Genomic DNA, 22,521 nt, shown 5'->3' on the forward strand with positions numbered 1-22,521 from the left:
GATTAAGGTTTTGGCACAAAAACAAGAAAAAATATATAAAATGGAGGTAAACAGATGCTGGATCAGTCATACTACGACAAGGTAGATGAAATCATTAAACATTATGGGCGAAAAGCCAGCTCGCTGATTCCAATCATGCAGGATATCCAGGGTGAGTACCGTTATCTGCCGGGAGAGCTTCTGACCTACGTGGCAAAGGAAATCGGTATCAGGGAAGCAAAGGCCTATAGTGTGGCCACTTTTTATGAGAATTTTTCGTTTGAACCAAAGGGGAAATATGTTATCAAGGTCTGCGATGGGACAGCCTGCCATGTCAGAAAGTCAGCCCCCATACTGGAGGCCATTTTCAAAGAACTGGGACTTAGCCCGAAGAAGCATACTACTGATGATATGATGTTTACAGTAGAAACTGTTTCCTGTCTGGGTGCCTGCGGCCTGGCGCCTACAATGACTGTCAATGATGAGGTTCATCCGGTAATGACTCCGGAGAAGGCGCTTGCTTTAATTAATGCATTGAAAGGAGAAGGCGCATGATAATTGATAACAGAGAGAAATTAGAAGAAAAACGTGTCAGTGCCAGAGAAGAGATAGCGTCCTACCAGTGCCGTATTCTCATATGTGCCGGAACGGGCTGTGTGGCTACAGGGTCACAGAAGATATATGATACGATGGTTGAGATGTGTAAGGGACTGGAAAATGTTTCCGTAGAATTCCAGAAAGAAGTACCGCACCTGGGCGTTGTGAAGACGGGATGCCAGGGAGTCTGTGAACTGGGGCCTCTGATGAGGATCGAACCGTATCATTTCCAGTACGTGAAGGTACAGCAGGAGGACTGCAGGGAGATCTTTGAGAAGACCGTCCTGAATGGTGATCCGGTGGAGCGTCTGTTTTATTCTAAAGGAAAAGAAATTTTTGCAAGGCCGGAAGAGATTCCGTTTATAGCGAAGCAGACAAGGGTAGTTTTGGAGAACTGCGGCTCCATTGATTCGGAAAATATAGATGAATACATAGCAGCAGGAGGTTTTTCAGCTCTTGCAAAGGCATTATTTGATATGACGCCCAATGAGGTTATCGAAGAAGTAGACCGTTCCGGTCTGCGCGGCCGCGGAGGCGGAGGATATCCCACAGGCAGGAAGTGGAAACAGGTGGCACGCCAGGCAGAAAAGGAACGTTATGTTGTCTGCAATGGTGATGAGGGTGACCCCGGAGCATTTATGGACGGGAGCGTTATGGAGGGTGACCCCTTCAAGATGATAGAGGGTATGACAATAGCTGGGTATGCTGTGGCCTCCTCAGAAGGGTACATCTATGTGAGGGCCGAATACCCCATGTCAGTGGCCCGGCTGAGAAATGCTATCGCCCAGGCTGAGGAGCATCATCTTTTGGGAGACAATATTCTGGGAAGTGATTTTTCCTTCCATCTCCATATTAACAGAGGCGCCGGTGCGTTTGTCTGCGGTGAGGGCAGCGCCCTGACAGCATCAATAGAAGGAAACAGAGGCATGCCGCGTGTCAAACCGCCAAGGACAGTGGAAAAAGGTCTCTGGGAAAAGCCTACTGTATTAAATAACGTAGAGACATTTGCCAATGTGCCCAATATTGTGCTCAAGGGTGCGGAGTGGTTCAGGACCATAGGCACGGAGGGAAGCCCGGGTACGAAGACATTTTCCATAACAGGAGCTATAGAAAATACAGGCCTGATCGAAGTTCCCATGGGAACCTCTCTGCGCGATATTATCTATGAGATCGGCGGAGGTATCAAGGGAAACGGCGAATTCAAGGCAGTGCAGATCGGCGGGCCGTCAGGAGGATGTCTGATCACGCCCCATCTGGATATCGGACTTGATTTTGATTCAGTAAAAAAATATAACGCGATCATGGGTTCCGGCGGACTGGTAGTCATGGATGAGCATACATGCATGGTTGAAGTGGCCAGATTCTTTATGAGCTTTACACAGAGGGAGAGCTGCGGAAAATGCGTGCCCTGCCGGGAGGGTACGAAGAGGATGCTGGAGATCCTGGAGAGGATAGTTGCAGGAGAGGGCAGGCTGGAAGACCTGGATCAGCTGGAAGAGCTGGCAGAGATGGTCAAGAGTATGGCTCTGTGCGGCCTGGGCAAGAGTGCTCCTCTTCCAGTCTTAAGCACGCTGAAGACCTTCAGGGATGAATATGTGGAGCATATTGTTGAGAAAAAATGTGCTTCCAAGACTTGCCAGGCACTGCGCCAGTACAAGATCAACCCGGAATTCTGCAAAGGCTGCAGCAAGTGTGCCAAGAACTGTCCTGTAGGGGCTATCACGGGCAAGCTGAAAGAGAAATACACCATCAATAATGAACTTTGCATCAAGTGCGGGGCCTGCAAGGATAACTGCGCATTTAATGCGGTTTATGTGGAAGCTTAGGAGGATTTGACTATGGGATATATGACAATAGACGGTAGAAAAGTAGAGTTTACCGATGAGAAAAACGTCCTTTCCGTTATCAGGAAGGCGGGAATCTCCCTGCCAACGCTGTGCTATCACTCTGAAGTATCCACATTCGGCGCCTGCAGGCTGTGTACTGTGGAAGATGACAGAGGAAGGACCTTCGCATCCTGCTCAGAAGAGCCCAGGGATGGAATGGTTATTTATACGAATTCAGGCAGGATCAAGAAATACAGAAAGCTGATCGTGGAGCTGCTGCTGGCAGCACACTGCAGGGACTGTACCACCTGTGTTAAGAGCGGGGAATGCATCCTGCAGGAGCTGGCCCACAGGATGGGAGTTGTTGATGTCAGGTTTAAAAATACAAGGGAGATACGTCCTATTGATGACAGCTCACCTTCTATCATCCGGGATCCGAATAAATGTATCCTCTGCGGTGATTGTGTGAGGGCATGTGAGGAAATACAGGGTATAGGCGCTCTGGGCTTTGCATTCAGGGGGACTGACGCCACTGTAATGCCTGCTTTTAACAAGAAGATAGCGGAGACAGACTGCGTGAACTGCGGCCAGTGCCGTGTATACTGCCCGACCGGGGCTATTACGATCAGGACACATGTGGACGAAGTATGGGATGCTCTTGCTGATCCTGATGTCCGGGTCGTGGCGCAGGTAGCTCCTGCTGTGCGTGTTGCTGTAGGAGAAGCGTTTGGAATGAAAAAAGGGATGAGTGTGATGGGCAAGATAGCTGCTGTCCTGCACAGGATGGGCTTTGATGAAGTCTATGACACCACTTTCAGCGCAGACCTGACAGTAATGGAAGAGTCAGAAGAACTGCTGGAGAGGCTGCGCAGGAAGGAAGACCTTCCGCTGCTCACTTCATGCTGTCCTGCATGGGTGAAATTTGTCCATGACCAGTATCCTGAATACGTACATAATATTTCCACCTGCCGTTCACCTCAGGGAATGTTCTCGGCAGTTATAAAAGAGTACTACAGAGATCCGAGGAACACAGGCGGAAAGAAGACGGTAGTCGTTTCTATCATGCCGTGTACGGCTAAGAAGATGGAGGCTGTCAGGCCAAACAGTTTTACAAAAGGAAAACAGGATACAGATATTGTAATTACTACAACAGAGCTGATCAGGATGATTCGTAACTACGGTATCGAATTCTCTACCCTCGATCCGGAGGCTTGTGATATGCCGTTTGGCATGGGCTCAGGCGGAGGAGTCATCTTCGGCGTGACCGGCGGTGTGACAGAGGCGGTGCTCAGAAGGCTGACGCCTGTCCATGAGAAAGCTGCGCTTGATGCGATAGCAGAGTGCGGTGTCCGCGGGGATGAGGGAATCAAAGAGGTAACTGTCCCATATGAGGATATGGAGCTGAAGATATGCATAGTCAGCGGCCTGGCAAATGCCAGAAAAGTAATGGAAAAGGTGAAAAACGGCGAGGCTGATTATCACCTGATAGAGGTCATGGCATGCAGGCGCGGCTGTATCATGGGAGGCGGACAGCCCACCAGGGCAGGCGACAGGACAAAAGAGGCGAGGACAAAGGGCCTCTATAATGCAGACAACAATATGATCCTGAAAAAATCAGATGAAAATCCGCTGGTGCTTTCATTATACGACGGGCTCTTAAAGGGAAAGACCCATGAGCTCCTCCATAATAAAGAATCCTGAGACAGCAGAAGTGATGGATAAATAAAACAGAGGACAGTGACAGAAAGGAGGAACGTAGATGAGCCGGCTTAGCATTATTACAAGAGACAAAGCGCAGACTACGGTAGAAGAATTATATAAAGACCTTGAGAGAAGAATTGTGGCCAGCCCCCCGGGGCTGTGTCCTGTGGACCTGGCAGTTTCCTTTTTAAAGGTATGCCATGCACAGACATGCGGAAAATGCGTGCCCTGCCGTGTAGGCCTGGGGCAGCTCCAGAACCTCATGGAGGACGTTCTGGACGGCAGAGGAAGCATGGAGACTATTGACTTAATTGAAAAGACAGCGAGGAGCATTTACTATTCGGCAGACTGCGCTATCGGCTATGAAGCGGCTAATATGGTCCTGAAGGCATTAAAAGGCTTCAGGGATGACTTTGAAGAACATGTGCTCAGAGGAAGGTGTACATGTGAGCTGAACCAGCCTGTTCCGTGTGTGGCACTCTGCCCTGCAGGTGTGGATATACCGGGATATGTGGCTCTTGTAGCTGAAGGACGCTATGCGGATGCTGTTTCTCTGATCAGAAAAGACAACCCCATGCCTTCTGTGTGTGCTCTAATATGTGAACATCCATGTGAGGCCCGCTGCCGCAGGAACATGATAGACGCATCTGTTAATATAAGAGGATTAAAAAGATTTGCTGTTGACAATGCAGGTGATGTACCGGTGCCGGAGCCGGCACCATCTACAGGAAAGAGAGTGGCAGTCATAGGCGGAGGACCGGGAGGCATAAGCGCAGCCTATTATCTGGCGCTCATGGGCCATGATGTGACTATCTATGAGCAGAGAAAGCAGCTGGGCGGTATGCTCCGGTACGGTATCCCCAATTACAGGCTTCCCCGGGAAGTGCTTGACAGGGAGATAGAAGCGCTTCTTTCGGTGGGAGTGAAAGTAAAGACAGAAGTGACTGTAGGGGAGGAGCCAAGCATTGTAGATCTGCGCAACCTCTATCATGCAGTATATATTGCCATAGGGGCCCATACTGACAAGAAGATCGGCATTGAAGGTGAAGACGCAGAGGGCGTAATATCTGCTGTTGAGATGCTGCGCAAAATTGGCGACGGTGATATGCCCGATTTTACGGGCAGGAATATATCAGTCATCGGCGGCGGCAATGTAGCTATGGACGTGGCGCGTTCCGCTGTTAGACTGGGGGCTGAGAGTGTAAGGATCGTTTACAGGAGAAGAATAGAAGACATGACGGCTATGCCTGAAGAAGTTCAGGGGGCTATTGCAGAGGGCTGCGAAGTACTGGAATTGATGGCGCCGACCAGGATCGAGAAGGATGAGGACGGCAAGGTAGCAGCGCTTTGGGCGCAGCCGCAGATTATCGGGCCTGTCCAGAGGGGCAGGGCAACGCCTGTAAAGGCTGATGAGTCTGAAAAATGCCTGAAATGTGATACCGTTCTGGTGGCTGTGGGTCAGGGTATTGAGTCGAAGCCTTTTGAAGAATATGGGATCCCTGTGAAGCGGGGCGTGATCGAAGCACTGAACTGGAGCGGTATTAAGGATATACCGGGTGTATTTGCGGGAGGCGACTGTGTTACAGGACCGGCTACTGTTATCAGGGCAATCGCTGCCGGTAAAGTGGCAGCAGCTAATATTGATGAGTATCTTGGATACCATCACACTATAAAAGCAGATATTGCCATCCCCAAGATCAGTCTTGACGACAGGATGGCGTGCGGCCGTGTGAACATGAAAGAAAGAGATGCCTGCGACAGGAAAAATGATTTTGAACCAATTGAGTGCGGCATGACAAAACAGGAAGCATGTCAGGAATCCAGAAGATGCCTGCGCTGCGACCACTTCGGTTTTGGTATCTTTAAAGGCGGGAGGAACGAAAAATGGTAAAATTGACAATAGACAACAGAACAGTAGAGGTACCAGAAGGGACTACCATCCTGGAAGCGGCAAAGACTGCGGGAATTCCTGTTCCCACTCTTTGCTATCTGAAAGATATCAATGAGATCGGCGCATGCAGAGTCTGTGTAGTAGAGATAGAGGGAATTACAAGACTTGTCACAGCCTGCAATAACTGTGTTGGGGAGGGCATGGTCATCCATACAAACAGCCCCAAGGTCAGAGAGACAAGAAAGACGAATGTGGAACTGATCCTGTCCCAGCATGACTGCAGCTGTCCGTCATGTGCAAGGAGCGGGAACTGTAACCTGCAGAAAATAGCAAATGACCTGGGAATCCTGGAGATTCCATATGACAAGAAGGTCAGCTTTACAAAATGGGAAAAGCAATTTCCGCTTATCCGGAATTATGAGAAATGCATTAAATGTATGAGGTGCATCCAGGTATGTGATACAGTCCAGAGCCTCAATATCTGGGATATTGCGAACACAGGTTCCAGGACAACGGTGGACGTCTCCAAAAACAGGAAGATCACCGAGGCTGACTGTGCCCTTTGCGGCCAGTGTATTACCCACTGTCCTGTGGGAGCACTCAGGGAACGTGATGACACGGAAAAAGTATTTTCAGCATTGGCAGACCCGGATAAGATCACAGTAGTACAGATCGCGCCTGCAGTGCGCGCTGCCTGGGGAGAGCCATTTGGGCTTGAAAGGGAATTCGCTACTGTGAAGAGGCTTGTTTCTGCTATGAGAAGGATGGGATTCAATTATATCTTCGATACAAACTTTTCGGCAGACTTGACTATTATGGAGGAGGGAAGTGAATTCCTCAAAAGGCTGGGGAACAAGGATAAGGAAACTTTCCCCATGTTCACCTCCTGCTGTCCGGGCTGGGTGCGTTTCCTGAAGTCCCAGTACCCTGATATGGTGCCGCAGCTGTCAACAGCCAAATCCCCCCAGCAGATGTTCGGGGCAATGGCTAAGAGCTACTACGCTGATCTTCTGGGCGTTGATCCGGAAAATATATTCAGTGTGTCAGTTATGCCGTGCCTGGCGAAAAAGCATGAATGTGATCTGCCGAATATGAATGACGCAGGCGCCGGCCAGGATGTAGACGTGGTATTGACTACAAGAGAAATAGACAGGATGATAAGAGCTGAACATATTGTGCCCCAGGAGCTGGAGGAGGAAGAATTTGATACTCCTCTCGGTGTAGGCTCAGGCGCGGGAGTTATCTTCGGCGCAACTGGCGGTGTTATGGAGGCTGCACTTAGAAGCGCCTATTATCTGGTAACAAAAACTAATCCGGATCCTGATGCCTTCAAGGATGTCCGGGGTATGGACGGCTGGAAGGAGGCTTCCTTCGATCTGGCCGGTACGCCTCTGAAGGTGGCTGTTGTCAGCGGCCTGGGAAATACAAGGAGGCTCATAAAAGCCCTGAGAAAAGGGAAAGTTTCCTATGATTTTGTGGAAGTCATGGCATGTCCCGGAGGATGCTCTGGCGGAGGCGGACAGCCGATCAATGACGGCCAGGAGCTTGCAGGTGACAGGGCTGACGTACTTTATGGACTGGATAAGATAAATGAGATCAGATTCTCACATGAGAACCCCTCTGTGCAGAAGTGCTATGAGTGCTATCTGCAGCGTCCTTTGTCCCACCGGTCACATGAGCTGCTGCATACAGACCACAATGCCTGGCAGATGCCGGGGGAAGAACAGTAAGATGATCGTACCTGTGAAGGTGCTGAACAGCTACAGATAATTAAATGCCGTTTTTATGTGCTGCAGGCTGGCACAGAGAAACGGCATTTTTTGTATTTCCGGCGGAAAATAACCAGCTGGAAGGAAACCTTGTACGCCTGGCCGTCAGGTGTTATAATAGATGCGGAGCTTATAGAAAGGGTGAACAAAGAGAGCTATGTATAAAATATTGCTGGTAGAAGATGATGAGATAATCGCCTCCTCGGTGTGTGAATACCTGAAGACCTGGGGCTATGAGACGGAATATGTGAGAGATTTTGAGCATGTGATGGAGCTTTTCCTTCAGTTTTCTCCGCAGCTGGTGCTTATGGATATTGCGCTTCCGTTTTTTAACGGGTATCATTGGTGCCAGGAAATCCGAAAGATATCAAAGGTCCCTATCATATTTCTGTCATCTATGAACGACAATATGAACATTGTGATGGCGGTCAATATGGGAGGAGATGACTTTGTGGCAAAGCCCTTTGATATGGCTGTACTGACTGCGAAGGTGCAGGCAATGCTGCGGAGGAGCTATTCATTTCAGGGGGAGACAAGTGTATGTGAGCACAGGGGAGTCATACTAAACCTGAATGATACGACCCTTCATTATGGGGATAAGAAGCTGGATCTGACCAAGAATGACTTTAAGATACTTCAAATATTATTTCAGAATGCCCAGAAGGTAGTATCCAGGGATTCAATCATGGAAAGACTCTGGGAGAGTGAAAGCTTTATTGATGATAATACGCTGACTGTGAATATGACAAGGCTGCGCAGAAAACTGGAAGAGATAGGCCTGAAGGATTTTATAGTAACAAAAAAAGGACTTGGCTATATGCTTGTCTGAAAGATGCAGGACGAATGTCCTGACGGAGGATATTATGGCAGAAAGCGTTAAAGAGGGCAGAGATAAAAAGACTGAAGATATAAGAAAGACAGGATTTTGGTTTCTGGCATTTACGTATGCAAAGGGGAAATGGCGGCTGTTTTGCGCTGTCCTTGTTCTGGCATTTGTGTTCTGGTTTGTATTTTACCTGGGAGGAGTTCCGCCGGAGTCTTATGGGTATGCATATCTGCTGGCAGTTTTTTTTCTGCTCCTGTTTCTGGGATGGGATTTCATCAGATACAGAAAGAAGCATATGGAGCTTCTCGATATATACGACAGGATAAATGTAGAATTGAAGGGCCTTCCCAAGGCAGACAGCCTTCTGGAGAGTGACTATCAGGCTGTCCTGGGAAGACTGTATGCCTGCAATAAAGAAGTGATCTCACTGGAGGATGCCAGAAAGAAGGATATGACAGACTATTATACCCTGTGGGCCCACCAGATCAAAACACCTATCACGGCACTGAACCTGCTCATCCAGGCGCAGGAGGGGGGAGGAAAGGCAGAGCTTTCCCAGCAGCTTATTAAAATAGAGCGCTATGTGGAGATGGTCCTTCAGTATCTGAGAATGGAGAACATGTCCTCAGACCTGAGGCTGAGGGAGGTAAAAGTCAAAAAGCTGGTTAATGCAGCTGTCAAAAAGGACAGAACTATATTTATACACAGGAAAATCAGTCTGAACCTTCAGGATATGGAGAATACAGTGCTGACAGATGAGAAATGGCTTGTATTTGTGATAGAACAGATATTGTCTAATTCTCTGAAATATACAGACACAGGCGGCAGTATCTCTGTATATATGCTGGAGGGTGAGGAAAATACTCTTGTGATCGAAGATAACGGTATGGGGATCAAGGAGGAAGACCTTCCGAGAATCTTTGAGAACGGATTTACAGGATATAATGGGAGAATGGAGAAAAAATCAACAGGGATCGGCCTGTATCTTTGCAGGCAGATACTTGATAAGCTTGGCCATTCCATAAGCGTGAGTTCTGTGCCCGGCAGGGGAACGAAGGTCATGATAGATATGTCACGCAGAGAATATGTGGAGATCTGAAGGTCTGTATAAAGAGAATAATAGAAAAAAACAAATGAAAAGGGAGAGTGTTGTATGAAAACAAGAAATCGCAGCGTTATAATATGGATGCTGAGCCTGATACTGATGGTCAGCGGCCTTGTAAATGTACCGGCAGTTACTTTAAATGCGGCTGATGCCTCAGATGAGGCTGGTGTTAATCTGGAAGTGCATTTTATTGATGTGGGGCAGGCGGACTGTATCCTTGCTAAATCAGGCAGTTCAGCTATGCTGATAGATGCGGGCAATAATGATGATGCGGACACTATCATATCCTACCTGGAAGACCAGGGAATCCAGAATCTGGAATATGTGATAGGCACACATCCTCATGAGGACCATATCGGGTCCATGGATTCAGTGATTGAACATTTTAATGTAGAAAATGTTCTGATGCCTGATAAGGCACATACTTCTAAAAGTTTTGAGGATGTTCTGACAGCTGTTGACGAAAAAGGTCTTTCAGTTACTATTCCAGAGCCGGGTCAGAAGTATGAGCTTGGAAGCGCAGTATTTACAATCCTGGCTCCAAACAGGGATTACGGTGATGAGCTGAATGACTGGTCTGTGGGCATCAGGCTTGTAAACGGAGAAAACAGCTTTATCATGTGCGGAGATGCCGAGGCTGAAGCTGAACAGGACATTATTGCAGGGCAGCCGGATATTGCCTCAAATGTCTATAAAGTAAACCATCATGGGAGCGATACCTCCAGCACAGCAGAGTTTTTAGATGCAGTGAACCCTGAATATGCGGTGATCAGCTGTGGGAGGGATAATTCCTACGGCCATCCCACACCATCTACGCTGGAAAAACTCAGAGACAGGAATATACAGGTATTCAGGACAGATGAGCAGGGTACGGTCGTAGCTGTATCTGATGGGAAAGAGATTGTATGGGGGACTTCAGCCAACACATCAATGCTACAAGGCAAAGCGGAACAGGGAGACGGCGAAGGAGAGGCAGCAAGTTCAGATGATGGCAGTCAGGCCACAATCGTACATATCACAAAAACGGGGGAAAAGTATCACAGTGCCGGGTGTCAGTACCTTAAGAAATCAGATATCGAGATTTCGCTGGAGGATGCAAAAGCAAGCGGATATACTCCCTGCAGTAAGTGCAGCCCGCCACAGTAATAATTCAGGAGGATCAGGATGAAAGGGACAATAGACAGGATAGAGGGGCAGATAGTTGTCTGTGAGATGGAGCAGCGCAGGATGATAGAGATCCCCCTTGAGGCATTTGATACCAGACCGGTAGAGGGGGATGTGATAACCTGGGAGGCTGGAAGAGCTTCTGTGCTGGAGGAAGAAACTGCAAGCCGGAAAGAAAAAGTACAGAGCCTTTTTGACAGGCTGAAGAAAAAGAGTTAAGAGTAAATATACAGTTTTGCTGAATGGTTACAGTTAAGATCTGAATGCAGTTTATACTATGGGCCGCGCTTATATAGTGCGGTCTTTTTTTGACTTCGCATACAGGAAAGGATGCGGCAGGATCACAAAGGGTATCTGGAATCAATGCTGCGGACACATATGATACTGTCGTCTGTCACATCCGCCGTTCCTTTTGTGTCAAAGAGCACCTGGACCAGCTGCCCGTCTTCAAAAGCCGGTATATAACGCCCTGCTTCATATTTCATATAAGGATTCCGAAGGGACGGCGTATTATCCAGGAACCACTGGCATCCGTCCACGGTTTCAATGATCATATAGTCATAGTAATTGCCTGTCAGTGCCAGCTGAGCAGGGACCCTGTTTTTGGCATCAGGAGAGGCGGTCAGAATACTTGCAGGAAAAAGGCAGAGGGCCGTACAGGCTGCAAGAATTAGTGGTTTTGTTGTTTTTTTCATTTGATTGTCAGCTCCTTTACTATGGAATCAGTCTGTGATAAGCTTGTTTTTGACGGATCATCCCCTCGTCTGCAGATACGTGGCTTCAGTGCTCTTTTTTGAATTGGGGGAGGAAATATTTGACATGGGAATGTTAGATGTGATGGGATCTGAGATGGTAAAAAGACAGGCTGAACTTAGCTGCCTGATGATATTATACTATACTGTTTCTGCAATTGATATCGCTTTTGATGCATAAAATCCCGAGGATTGCAGCGCGAAACGGCGTTTTTAGCCGTTTCTGTGCATCGCAAAGCGTGCTACTGGCCACGGAGTGACCAGTAACATTCTTACAAAAATGTAAGGATGCCGTCTTAAATGTAATATGAAATTATGGCAGTACAGACTGTTTATGATTAAAATAGTGTCAGAACCTGAGAAAAGTATTAATGAGGAGGACGAAAAATGTCATTGCTGGAAGTTAAAAATTTAAAAAAAGTATATACAACAAGGTTTGGAGGAAATCAGGTCCAGGCGCTTAAAAATGTAAATTTTTCTGTAGAAGAAGGGGAATATGTAGCTATTATGGGGGAGAGTGGTTCGGGAAAGACTACTCTTCTGAATATTCTTGCATCCCTGGACAGGCCCACCAGCGGAGAGGTCCTGCTAAACGGAAAGAGCATGAACAAGGTCAGAGAAAAGGAACTGGCTGCTTTTCGAAGAGAAAATCTGGGATTCGTATTTCAGGATTTTAACCTGCTGGATACGTTTTCTCTCGAGGATAATATTTATCTGCCGCTGGTCCTCTCAGGCAAATCTCATGAGGAGATGGTCAGAAGGATCACGCCGCTGGCCAGAAAGCTGAAAATCCAGGATATTCTGAAGAAATACCCGTATGAAGTTTCAGGAGGGCAGAAGCAGAGGGCGGCCGCGGCACGCGCCCTGATTACTGATCCGCAGATAGTGCTGGCCGATGAGCCCACAGGTGCACTGGATTCCAGGGCAGCGGAGAAGATGCTCAATCTGTTCTCCCAGGTAAACAGGGAAGGACAGACCATCCTGATGGTTACCCACAGCACCATGGCAGCAAGCCATGCGGGCAGGGTGCTGTTTATCAAGGATGGGGAGGTTTTCCATCAGATATACCGCGGAACTATGCGTAACGAGGAGATGTTCGCCAGCATAACACAGGCGCTTACTGTGCTCAGTTCAGGAGGTGAGCAGGATGCGTAACAGTTTTTATCCCAAGATGGCCCTTACAAATATCAGGAAAAACGGAAGGATGTATCTTCCTTACATGATAGCTTCGATCTGTACGATCATGATGTTTTTCATGATGATGACAATCATCGATAATCCGGGCATTGATTCCATGCCGGGAAATATCAGCCTTAAAATGATGCTGATCCTGGGCGAAGTGATCGTAGGGGTATTTGCAGTAGTGTTTTTGTTTTATACTAACAGCTTTCTTATGAAAAGAAGGAAAAAAGAACTGGGTCTGTACAGTATCCTTGGACTGGAGAAACGTCACATAGGCCGCATATTATTTTTTGAAGTGTTTTTTACAGCAGTTTTCTGCCTGGCTGCGGGAATTCTGGCGGGAAGCCTTTTTTCCAGGCTGATGTTTCTGATACTGCTGAAGATGGTGCAGACAACCGCACCGTTTACCATAGAATTTTCCCGTCTTGCAGTAAAGGTGACAGTTACTCTGTTTGGCGCTGTATTTCTGGCAACTCTTGTGTCTGATCTCTTTCAGATCGGCAGAGTAAGGCCTATAGAGCTCCTTCACGGGGACAAGAGGGGTGAGAAGGAGCCAAAGGCCAGATGGATACTTGCTTTTGCAGGTTTTGCACTCTTAGGAGGAGGCTACTATATTGCTCTCCATGTTGAAACACCGGTAGAAGCCATCATGGAATTCTTTATAGCTACACTTCTTGTTATGGGAGGAACTTATCTGCTGTTTACTACAGGAAGCATTGCAGTCTTGAAAATGCTTAAAAAGAATAAAAAATTTTATTATAAGCCCAGGCATTTTACTACTGTGTCAGGAATGCTCTATAGGATGAAGCAGAATGCCGTGGGACTGGCTAATATATGTATCCTGAGTACAGGTGTGCTGCTGGCTGTATCTACAACTGTCAGCCTCAATGTAGGCATGTCCGATCTTTTAAAAGGACTCTTTCCGGAAGATATAGGGGTCTATATGGTAGGTTCGGAGGGAGGAATAGCTGAAAAGCTCTACAGCTATCTGGAAGGCAAGGCTGAAGAAGCGGATGTCTCTTTTGGACCCATGATAGATTTTACTCATGTGAGAGTATATGCAGAAAGGAGCAGAGATGATCTGTCAGAATTTGTGTCCGGTCAGCAGACAGGAGACGCGCCTAATGATTACGCCATAATCATGACTGACCTGGAACAGTACAATAAAGTGGAGGGCAAAAATGAGTCTCTGGGAAAAGATGAGGTGATTATAAGCGGGAATCTCAAGGCATACGGGGAGGAAAAATTTACACTTGACGGACGCAGTTTTCATGTGAAAGAAGAGAAAGATAGCAGTGAGATCGTAAAGCGCATGCTTGTGCGCTCACAGAAGAACTATGTAGTGGTGTTCTCTGACAAAAGTATAATAGATGAGCTGACTGCAGGAATAGACCAGAACCTGATTGGAAAAGAAGAATATATGGGGATGGACATTCAGGGGAGTCAGGAGAGCAGAAATAAATTTGACACACTTCTGATTAATGACGATTTCAAAGGATTTGTTAAACAGGAGAATATTAACCAGAAGGTTTATTTTAGCGTGAATTCAGGTATTTCTGAGGGTCAGGAAATGAGATCCTTTATCAGCGGATTCTTATTTATCGGTATTTTTATCGGAGTACTGTTTTTGATGGCAACTGCCTTGATCATCTATTATAAACAGATATCGGAGGGGTATGAGGATAAGGAGAGATATGTGATCATGCAGCAGGTAGGTATGAGCCTTTCTGAAGTGAAGAAATGTATCCACAGCCAGATCTTGTCTGTATTCTTCCTGCCGCTATTGATAGCTATCGTACACATTTGTGTTGCTTTTAACATTATAAATAAGCTTTTGTGGATATTCGGACTTTATAATACGCCCCTTTTCATGCTCTGTACAGCGGTGACTATCCTGATATTTGCTGTAGTCTACACCATTGTATTTTCACTGACATCCAGAACTTATGTAAAGATCGTGGGGACAGAGTAGGAGGCGGTAAACAATTGCCATAAATTGGAAATTAATTTGGAAGGATTATCCGTTATCATATGTTTAGAGAAAGGAGTCAGACATATGAAAACATACGGATATATCAGAGTATCATCGAAAGACCAGAATGAAGACAGGCAGCTGCTCGCATTGCGGGCACTGCCTGTTTTGCCCGAAAACATCTATATGGACAAGATGAGCGGAAAAGATTTTAACAGGCCTTCCTATAAGCGGCTGGTCAGAAAGCTGAAAGAGGGTGATCTGCTGGTCATAAAAAGCATTGACCGGCTGGGGAGGAACTATGAGGAGATCATTGAACAGTGGAGGATACTGACAAAAGAAAAGAGGGTGGATATCTATGTGCTGGATATGCCCCTTCTGGATACAAGGAAGGGGAAAGACCTTCTCGGAACATTTATAGCAGACCTTGTACTGCAGCTGCTGAGTTTTGTGGCAGAAAATGAAAGGAGAAATATAAAGTCACGGCAGGCGGAAGGGATCCTGGCGGCAAAGCTGCGGGGAGTCCAGTTCGGAAGACCCAGAAAGCCTATACCCGAGGATCTGCCAAGGTGGAAGGAAGCGTGGGAGAAGGGCGAGGTATCAAGCAGACAGGCGGCAAAGATCCTGGGAATCTCCCACCAGACATTTCTGCACTGGATAAAAATGGAAAAAAATTCAAATAAAGTAGACTTTTTTTGACAGAATATGTATAATGGTACTGTGACAATATCTGGGAAAATAACTTTGAAGAAACACAAATAGAGCAGGCTGCCAAAGAGTCAAAAAAAGTCTACTTTGTTTGACAGAGCCAGGAGGGGGAAAGGCATAATGAGAAGAGAGGAATCACTGTTAGACTTGTTGTCAAGAGAACTGGGATGCTATGTCTCTGATCTGAGAAATATTGACGATTTTACTAAAGAGGGGATAAGCAGGATACGCAAAGTGATACTTCAGATTCCGGAGGGTGCCTGCGGACTGGCTGAATGGAATGAGGCAGTTATGTATATTTTTGGAGCAAAGGTCAAATTTAAAAGTGAGAAGGATGCGAAAAAATATATTTATGACAGACTGCTTGAAAAAGAATAAGAGTTACTGCCAACTCCGGTCAGTAACGGATAAGATTGGGAGACGGACGGCCAATTGCAGGCTTGCCCGTCTCTTTTTGTTATGATATGATAATTTCTGGGCAACCTTATAGAAAAAGGAGGTACGTCTGAATGAGAATATTATTTTTTGGAACAAAACCATATGATGAAGAATTTTTTACGGCACTGCTGGAGGATAGCAGGTATGGCGGGCTGGAGTTCAAGTTTATCGAGCCGAACCTGACAGCTGAGACAGCGAGACTGGCGGACGGCTGGGACGGTGTTTGTGCATTTGTCAATATGGATCTGGGGACACGCACCATAGAGCTGCTGCATGAATGCGGAGTAAAGCTGATCCTGATGCGCTGTGCAGGATACAACAATGTGGATCTGGCAAAAGCAGGGGAGTTTGGCATAACTGTCATGCATGTGCCGGGATATTCGCCGGAATCAGTTGCAGAGCATGCCATGGCTCTTGTTCTGACTGCTAACAGGCATATGCACAAGGCATATATTAAATGCAGGGAAAATGATTTCAGCCTCAGTGGACTGATGGGAGTAAACCTGAGCGGAAAAACAGCGGGTATCGTGGGCACAGGCAGGATAGGAGCGGCGATGGCCAGGATCTGCCGCGGGTTTGGGATGAAGGTGATCGGATATGATATGTATCATAATAAAGAACTGGATTTTCTTGAATATGTAGAATTGGATGAGCTTCTTGCAAAGTCAGATTTGATTTCCCTGCACTGCCCTCTGACAGAATCTAATTATCATCTGATCAACAGTGAAACTATCAGCAAGATGAAGGATGGCGTGATCCTGGTGAACACCTCCAGGGGAGGTTTGATCAAGACAGCAGATCTGATCCAGGGTATCAGGGACGGCAAATTCTTTGCTGTAGGTCTTGATGTGTATGAGGAGGAGACTGGTTCTGTATATGAGGATATGTCAGACCAGATACTTGGGCATTCCACTATGGCAAGACTGCTCTCATTTCCAAATGTGATGGTGACTTCCCACCAGGGGTTCTTCACAAGAGAGGCTCTGAGGGCGATCAGCCAGACTACACTAGACAATGCGCTTGCATTTGCCCAGGGAAAAAGCAGCGGCAATGAGATCCATGGGCAGTAAAAAATAAAAACTAAAGAGGATAAAGTTAAAATGGGAGAGATAATGGAATTTTTAAATCAACTGTTGAACCAGATCGTTGAGCTGGCGATCCTGCTCTGTGAATATACAGGTGTCTTAGTGATCGCGGTTTCCAGTGTAAGGGGAATTATTGACTATATCAAGGGAAATCCCCAGACAAGGCTGAATCTGGCAAAGGGGATGGCAATGGGGCTGGAATTCAAAGTGGGCAGCGAGATCCTGCGTACTGTGGTGGTGCGGGAAGTGCAGGAGATATTTATCGTGGCCAGCATCATTGCCCTGAGGGCACTTCTGACATTCCTGATCCACTGGGAAATAAAGAATGAAGAGAGAAATGGATCTTCAGGCGGGAGCAGTGAAAAGGCAGGAAAATAGTATGAGGATATTAATTGTAGAAGATGACAGGACGATAGCGGAGGGACTCAGATATTCTCTGGAGGGAGACGGGTTTGAGGCCGTGCTGTGCCCGGATAAGAGGTCAGCGCTGGAACAAATGGACAGGGAGGGATTTGCGCTCTATCTGCTTGATCTGTCCCTGCCGGACGGAAGCGGCTATGAGCTGTGCGATTATATAAAGGCCAGATGGGAGGCGCCTGTCCTGTTTCTTACAGCCTGTGATGATGAGGTGAGCGTGGTCAGGGGACTTGATATGGGAGCGGACGACTATATTACTAAGCCATTCCGTATCAGGGAGCTGGTCAGCAGGATGAAAAGGGCGCTCCGGCAGTACGGTAAGGCCCAGGCAGCAGAAGAGAGTTCCAGGATCGGAGATGTCACTGTATATCCAAAGCAGGCCAGGGTGATGCGGGGCCAGGAAGAGATATTTCTCACAGCCCTGGAATACAGGCTTCTTCTTGTACTGCTCGCAAACAGGGGACAGGTGCTTACAAGAAACCAGCTGCTGGAAGGTATCTGGGATGTCGACGGCAGCTTTATTAATGACAACACTCTGTCAGTGTATATGAAAAGACTCCGTGAAAAGCTGGAGCCGGATGGAGGAAATCACAGATATATAGAGACAGTGAGAGGGCTGGGATACCGTCTCCGTGAGGAGGGGGAAAATGGAAAGTAGAGGGGCGAAGATGTTTTTCCTTATTTCAGCAGCGGCGGGGGCTGCCGTCTGCGCTGCCATAGGAAGCTTTGATGTGAAGGCAGGCCTGGCGGCAGGTGCTGCGTTTCTCTTTTTTTATGTGTCATTTTTGATTTTTACAAGGAAGAGGTACAGGTCTATAAAGGAGCTGTCTGATTACCTGGCAGGCATTTACAGCGGAAATCCTACCATGGACATCAGGGATAATAAAGAGGGTGAATTAAGCATCCTGAAAAATGATATCTATAAGGTGACAAAGACACTGGCTGAACAGTCTGAGCTTCTGAAGAAGGACAAGCAATATCTGGCAGATACACTCTCTGATATTTCCCATCAGCTGAAAACTCCGCTGACCTCCATGTATGTAATGACAGACGTATTGTCCATGCCGGATATACCCGGCCAGAAAAGGGAGGAATGTCTCGGAAATATCTTAAACCAGCTCAAAAGGATCGAATGGCTGGTTACTTCCCTGCTGAAGCTCTCCAGGATAGACGCACAGGCAGTCACTTTTAAAAAGGAGAAGATCAGCGTCCGGGACCTCATTAAGGAGGCGCTTCGTCCAATGCTGATACCGGCTGAATTGAAATCCCAGGAGATTGAAACAGACTGCGGAGACGATATTTTTATTACGGCAGACAAAAACTGGACAGCAGAGGCTCTTGTAAATATTATTAAAAACTGTATCGAACACACGCCGGAAGGGGGCAGGATAAAGATTTCCTGCCATAAGACGGTGCTGGATGTGAAGATAGTTGTTGAGGATAATGGGGAGGGCATAGAGGAAGAGGATATCCCCTACATTTTCGACAGGTTCTATAAAGGAAAAAATGCCGGGCCTGACAGCGTGGGAATAGGCCTTGCCATGTCAAAGGCTATCCTCGTGCGCCAGAATGCCGATATATGGCTGGAGAGCACCAGAGGGAAGGGTACCAGGTTTGTTATAAAGTTTTATCAGGTACGGGTGGTCTGATGTTTGTGACTAAATTGTAAGAATGAAAGTCACGAAGCTGTCATTTTCATATTGTATCCTTAAGCCATAAAAGGAAACACAGCTGATCAGCGATGTGAATACAGCTTTATCAGGAGGATGAAAATGGAGATTTTAAGAGTAGAACACCTGTCAAAGATTTATGGACAAGGAGAGACAGCAGTCAAAGCCCTGGATGATGTCTCTTTTTCAGTGGAGGAAGGGCAGTTTGTAGCGATAATTGGCCCATCCGGTTCAGGAAAGTCAACACTGCTGCACATTCTGGGCGGGGTGGATACGCCCACTTCAGGCAAAGTGATCATAGACAACACGGACATTACCAGCCTGAATGAAACTGCACTCGCAATATTCAGAAGGCGGCAGATTGGGCTTGTATACCAGTTCTATAATCTGATCCCGGTTCTGAATGTAGAAGAGAATATGCAGCTTCCCCTGCTTCTTGATGGCAGGAAGGTAGACCACAAGGCATATGCGAATATTGTAAATAAACTTGGATTAGAGAAGCGCCGGACATATCTTCCAAACCAGCTGTCCGGCGGACAGCAGCAGAGAGTGTCCATTGGACGCGCGCTTATGAACAATCCTGCAATCGTGCTGGCAGATGAACCCACAGGCAATCTGGACAGCAAGAACAGTGTGGAGATAATGGGACTGCTCAGAGAGTTCCACAAGGAACTGCATCAGACATTATTTGTGATCACCCATGATGAGAGGATCGCCCTTCAGGCGGACCGTATTCTGGCCATTGAGGACGGAAAGGTTGTGAAAGACGAGGTGATCCGCAAATGAAAGTAATAGACCGGGTCACACTTCAGTATATGAAAAGAAACAAAGGGCGCACATGGGTCACCATACTGGGGGCGGTGATTTCAGTAGCCATGCTTTCAGCTGTCATAGTTATAGTATGCTCCGCTCAGGATATGCTCCTGCGCCATACAATTGAGAGCGGCGGCCAGTGGGAGACAAGATTCTTCGGCGTGGCGGCTGATAAGGCGGCCGGGGCCGGAAAGTCTGAAGAGGTAGCATCCTATGGAATCAGCACTGTGGGGAAGTATGCCAGCTATCCCGGAGGAGAGGCCACAAATAAGCCGTATCTGTATGTGAGCGGGGAGACAAATTTTGATATCTTCAACACGCAGATCAGGGAAGGACGCCTGCCTCAGACAGATACTGAGATGATAGTATCAGAGTCCTTCAGCCTGAAAAATCCGGATGCATGCGCCATTGGCAGCCGCATTACAGTCTCGTTTGGCAGAAGGATGTCTGAACAGGACGGTGAGAAGTTTGAGCTTGGCACTAACTACAGTTACGGGGGATATGACGAGACCTTTGAGGTAGAGGAACAGAAAGAATACACTATAGTCGGCATTTTTGAGGCTCCTGACAAGGAAGTGGAGGCTTTTGGCGCTTACAGGGCGATGTACGGATTGGATGAGAAGGCACTTCCCGGGAACGGGACATATGAGGTAACAGTAGATTATAATAATTATAAGCGCCTGGGAAATAAGATATATACCATCAGCGGTGAACTGGGGGATACTTTGGGCGCATCTGATATTAAATATAATACAGGGCTGCTGGGCTACTTAGGAATCTCAAATGACAGCTCATTTATGACTATGATCTATATGCTGGCGGCTGTGGTAGGGATCATTATACTGATAGGGTCAATATCCCTGATCTACAATGCATTCTCTATTTCAATAGCAGAGAGGAGCAGGACTTTCGGCATGCTCTCAAGCGTGGGAGCGACCAGGCAGCAGAAAAGGCATTCTGTATTTTTCGAAGCCGCATGTGTGGGAGCTGTGGCGATACCGCTTGGTCTGGCAGCAGGTATTGCAGGGATGGCGGTTACTTTTAAGATAATCAATCCTGTTTTCAGGGAGTGGATGCAGAATGATCTGGGACTGGAAGTGAGTCTCTCCTGGGGCGGGATCGCAGTGATCATATTGTTTTCAGCCCTGGTGCTTCTTATATCAGCCTGGATACCGTCACGCCATGCATCAAGGGTATCCGCCTTGGAAGCACTGCGCCAGTCAAGGGAATATAAGATAACTGCAAAGAGCGTCAGGACATCAAAACTGACCAGGCTGGTATTTGGATTTGAGGGAGAGCTGGGACTGAAAAACCTGAAGAGAAATAAGAGCCATTACCGCACTACCGTATTTTCTCTGACAGTGAGCGTGCTTCTTTTCATGACAGCTTATACATTTTCAGCTTATGTAAGGAAGTCTAATGATATGATACAGGCTCCGCTTTCTTATGATATTAATGTGAGCATGTCTGATGATGCAGACTCTATGGACAGACTGTCTGAGGAATTGATGGGCCTTAAGGGGGCAGGCTCGGCTGTGGCTGTGAAGAAGCTGCGCGGAGAGGTTGAACTTCCGGCAGATATGGTGGGAAGTGAGCTGGCGGCCGTATATGCGGAGGAGAATGGAAAATATAATATCTCAGTGCAGCTTCTTGCAATGGATGATGCAAGCCTCAGGAGCTATATGCAGGAGCAGGGCATAGCGGAAGAAACCCTTTCAGGGGATGGATTAAACGGAATACTCATAAACAGGATCAACTTTAAGAAAGGGCATGAGTTTGCAGAGCTGGATCTTTTAAATGGAGTGAAGACAGGGGATATTCTGGATTTTCATGTCACTGACGGGTTAAAAGACCTTGCGGAAGACGATCTTAAACTGGCAGCAGTCAGCGGCGGGAAGACACCGTTTGGAGATAAATATGTGACAGACGTCTATTCTGTACAAGTGATAGTCTCAATGGAGGCGCTGGATAAAATATGCGAGATGCTTCCTGAGCCCAAGTATTTTGTGACGGAAAATGTCTATTATACCATGGGAGAAAATGAGAACCTGGAAGATGAGATCAGGACAATATGCAATAAATACCGGGATGTCAGTTCAAGGGTGAACAGCGTTGCGGCAGAACAGAAAGAGGTTATGAACGGGGTGATCATTATCAGTGTGTTCCTGTATGGTTTTGTGGCGCTGATCGCTCTTGTCAGCATGGCCAATATCATGAATACTATTTCAACAGGGATGCAGCTTAGAAGACGTGAATTCGCCATGCTCCAGTCTGTGGGGATGACGCCGAAGGGCTTTAGGAAAATGCTGACCATGGAAGGGCTGTTCTACGGAATTAAAGGGCTGGTCTATGGGCTGCCCATAAGTATTTTTGTAATATGGGGGATGCACAGGATACTTGTGAGCAATGTTTCCTTTTCATTCTACGTGCCTGCAGGCGCCTTGACCGGAGCTGTGGCAGGTGTCTTTATACTGGTGGGGGTCACCATGGTTTACGGCAGGAGAAAGGCCAGGGCCGGAAGCATAGTGGAAGTGCTGAAGGATGAGAATGCCTGATATAATAAAAATAATGAAAAAAAAACGCTTCATCTGTATCATCCGCCCGGAACGGGAGGCAATACAGGTGG

Annotated in this window: 20 protein-coding genes; 19 read left to right on the forward strand and 1 reads right to left on the reverse strand. The window is 47.2% G+C overall.

Translation table 11 applies throughout. The annotated features are described in order from the left end of the window. Positions 1-54: 54 nt before the first annotated feature. From NSB28_RS06320 to NSB28_RS06360, 9 genes are all read left to right on the forward strand, one after another. Positions 55-534 carry a complex I 24 kDa subunit family protein gene (locus NSB28_RS06320; protein ID WP_109626074.1) on the forward strand — a complete coding sequence of 160 codons (480 nt, stop codon included), beginning with the start codon at positions 55-57 and terminating at the stop codon, positions 532-534. Beyond that, on the forward strand, positions 531-2,402 hold the full coding sequence (locus tag NSB28_RS06325) for an NADH-ubiquinone oxidoreductase-F iron-sulfur binding region domain-containing protein (protein WP_109626075.1): 1,872 nt from the start codon (positions 531-533) through the stop codon (positions 2,400-2,402). The genes NSB28_RS06320 and NSB28_RS06325 overlap by 4 nt, the downstream gene beginning before the upstream one ends. Before the next feature lie 12 nt (positions 2,403-2,414). Further along, positions 2,415-4,103 carry a [FeFe] hydrogenase, group A gene (locus NSB28_RS06330; RefSeq protein ID WP_109626076.1) on the forward strand — a complete coding sequence of 563 codons (1,689 nt, stop codon included), beginning with the start codon at positions 2,415-2,417 and terminating at the stop codon, positions 4,101-4,103. Between the two features lie 58 nt (positions 4,104-4,161). Further along, positions 4,162-5,994, forward strand: coding sequence for an NAD(P)-binding protein (locus NSB28_RS06335; protein ID WP_109626077.1), 1,833 nt, complete (start codon positions 4,162-4,164; stop codon positions 5,992-5,994). After that, complete coding sequence (locus NSB28_RS06340; RefSeq protein ID WP_109626078.1) at positions 5,988-7,724, forward strand: NADH-dependent [FeFe] hydrogenase, group A6; 1,737 nt, start codon at positions 5,988-5,990, stop codon at positions 7,722-7,724. The genes NSB28_RS06335 and NSB28_RS06340 overlap by 7 nt, the downstream gene beginning before the upstream one ends. Positions 7,725-7,920: 196 nt before the next feature. Beyond that, complete coding sequence (locus tag NSB28_RS06345) at positions 7,921-8,592, forward strand: response regulator transcription factor (RefSeq protein ID WP_109626079.1); 672 nt, start codon at positions 7,921-7,923, stop codon at positions 8,590-8,592. 34 nt (positions 8,593-8,626) lie between these two features. Further along, on the forward strand, positions 8,627-9,688 hold the full coding sequence (locus NSB28_RS06350; RefSeq protein ID WP_109626080.1) for a sensor histidine kinase: 1,062 nt from the start codon (positions 8,627-8,629) through the stop codon (positions 9,686-9,688). Between the two features lie 54 nt (positions 9,689-9,742). Continuing rightward, complete coding sequence (locus NSB28_RS06355) at positions 9,743-10,840, forward strand: ComEC/Rec2 family competence protein (RefSeq protein WP_109626081.1); 1,098 nt, start codon at positions 9,743-9,745, stop codon at positions 10,838-10,840. A gap of 18 nt (positions 10,841-10,858) precedes the next feature. After that, positions 10,859-11,077 carry a DUF3006 domain-containing protein gene (locus NSB28_RS06360; protein ID WP_109626082.1) on the forward strand — a complete coding sequence of 73 codons (219 nt, stop codon included), beginning with the start codon at positions 10,859-10,861 and terminating at the stop codon, positions 11,075-11,077. Between the two features lie 122 nt (positions 11,078-11,199). Here NSB28_RS06360 and NSB28_RS06365 read toward each other — a convergent pair whose 3' ends face one another. After that, the gene (locus NSB28_RS06365; RefSeq protein ID WP_109626083.1) at positions 11,200-11,553 is read right to left on the reverse strand and encodes a hypothetical protein; all 354 of its coding nucleotides are present in this window, start codon (positions 11,551-11,553) and stop codon (positions 11,200-11,202) included. A gap of 444 nt (positions 11,554-11,997) precedes the next feature. On the opposite strand from NSB28_RS06365, the gene NSB28_RS06370 reads away from it, so the two are divergent. From NSB28_RS06370 to NSB28_RS06415, 10 genes are all read left to right on the forward strand, one after another. Further along, positions 11,998-12,765: an ABC transporter ATP-binding protein gene (locus tag NSB28_RS06370; RefSeq protein ID WP_109626084.1), complete on the forward strand. Its 768-nt coding sequence runs from the start codon at positions 11,998-12,000 to the stop codon at positions 12,763-12,765. Beyond that, the gene (locus NSB28_RS06375; RefSeq protein ID WP_109626085.1) at positions 12,758-14,764 is read left to right on the forward strand and encodes an ABC transporter permease; all 2,007 of its coding nucleotides are present in this window, start codon (positions 12,758-12,760) and stop codon (positions 14,762-14,764) included. The genes NSB28_RS06370 and NSB28_RS06375 overlap by 8 nt, the downstream gene beginning before the upstream one ends. Positions 14,765-14,848: 84 nt before the next feature. Further along, on the forward strand, positions 14,849-15,463 hold the full coding sequence (locus NSB28_RS06380; RefSeq protein WP_109626086.1) for a recombinase family protein: 615 nt from the start codon (positions 14,849-14,851) through the stop codon (positions 15,461-15,463). 129 nt (positions 15,464-15,592) lie between these two features. After that, complete coding sequence (locus NSB28_RS06385) at positions 15,593-15,850, forward strand: hypothetical protein (RefSeq protein ID WP_109626087.1); 258 nt, start codon at positions 15,593-15,595, stop codon at positions 15,848-15,850. Positions 15,851-15,981: 131 nt separating this feature from the next. Further along, positions 15,982-16,980, forward strand: coding sequence for a 2-hydroxyacid dehydrogenase (locus NSB28_RS06390; protein ID WP_109626088.1), 999 nt, complete (start codon positions 15,982-15,984; stop codon positions 16,978-16,980). Between the two features lie 42 nt (positions 16,981-17,022). Beyond that, positions 17,023-17,373 carry a DUF1622 domain-containing protein gene (locus NSB28_RS06395; protein ID WP_109626359.1) on the forward strand — a complete coding sequence of 117 codons (351 nt, stop codon included), beginning with the start codon at positions 17,023-17,025 and terminating at the stop codon, positions 17,371-17,373. Beyond that, a complete protein-coding gene (locus NSB28_RS06400; RefSeq protein ID WP_330665350.1) occupies positions 17,321-18,070 on the forward strand; it encodes a response regulator transcription factor in 750 nt (249 codons plus the stop codon). Before NSB28_RS06395 ends, NSB28_RS06400 begins: the two co-directional genes overlap by 53 nt. Further along, a complete protein-coding gene (locus tag NSB28_RS06405) occupies positions 18,060-19,061 on the forward strand; it encodes a sensor histidine kinase (protein WP_109626090.1) in 1,002 nt (333 codons plus the stop codon). Before NSB28_RS06400 ends, NSB28_RS06405 begins: the two co-directional genes overlap by 11 nt. A gap of 123 nt (positions 19,062-19,184) precedes the next feature. After that, entirely contained in the window at positions 19,185-19,868 is a 684-nt protein-coding gene (locus NSB28_RS06410; RefSeq protein ID WP_109626091.1) for an ABC transporter ATP-binding protein, read from the forward strand. Further along, positions 19,865-22,450, forward strand: a complete 2,586-nt coding sequence (locus tag NSB28_RS06415; RefSeq protein ID WP_109626092.1) for an ABC transporter permease — start codon at positions 19,865-19,867, stop codon at positions 22,448-22,450. Before NSB28_RS06410 ends, NSB28_RS06415 begins: the two co-directional genes overlap by 4 nt. The last annotated feature ends 71 nt before the right edge of the window (positions 22,451-22,521 follow it).

The organism is Murimonas intestini (genome assembly GCF_024622195.1).
Lineage (GTDB): Bacteria > Bacillota > Clostridia > Lachnospirales > Lachnospiraceae > Murimonas > Murimonas intestini.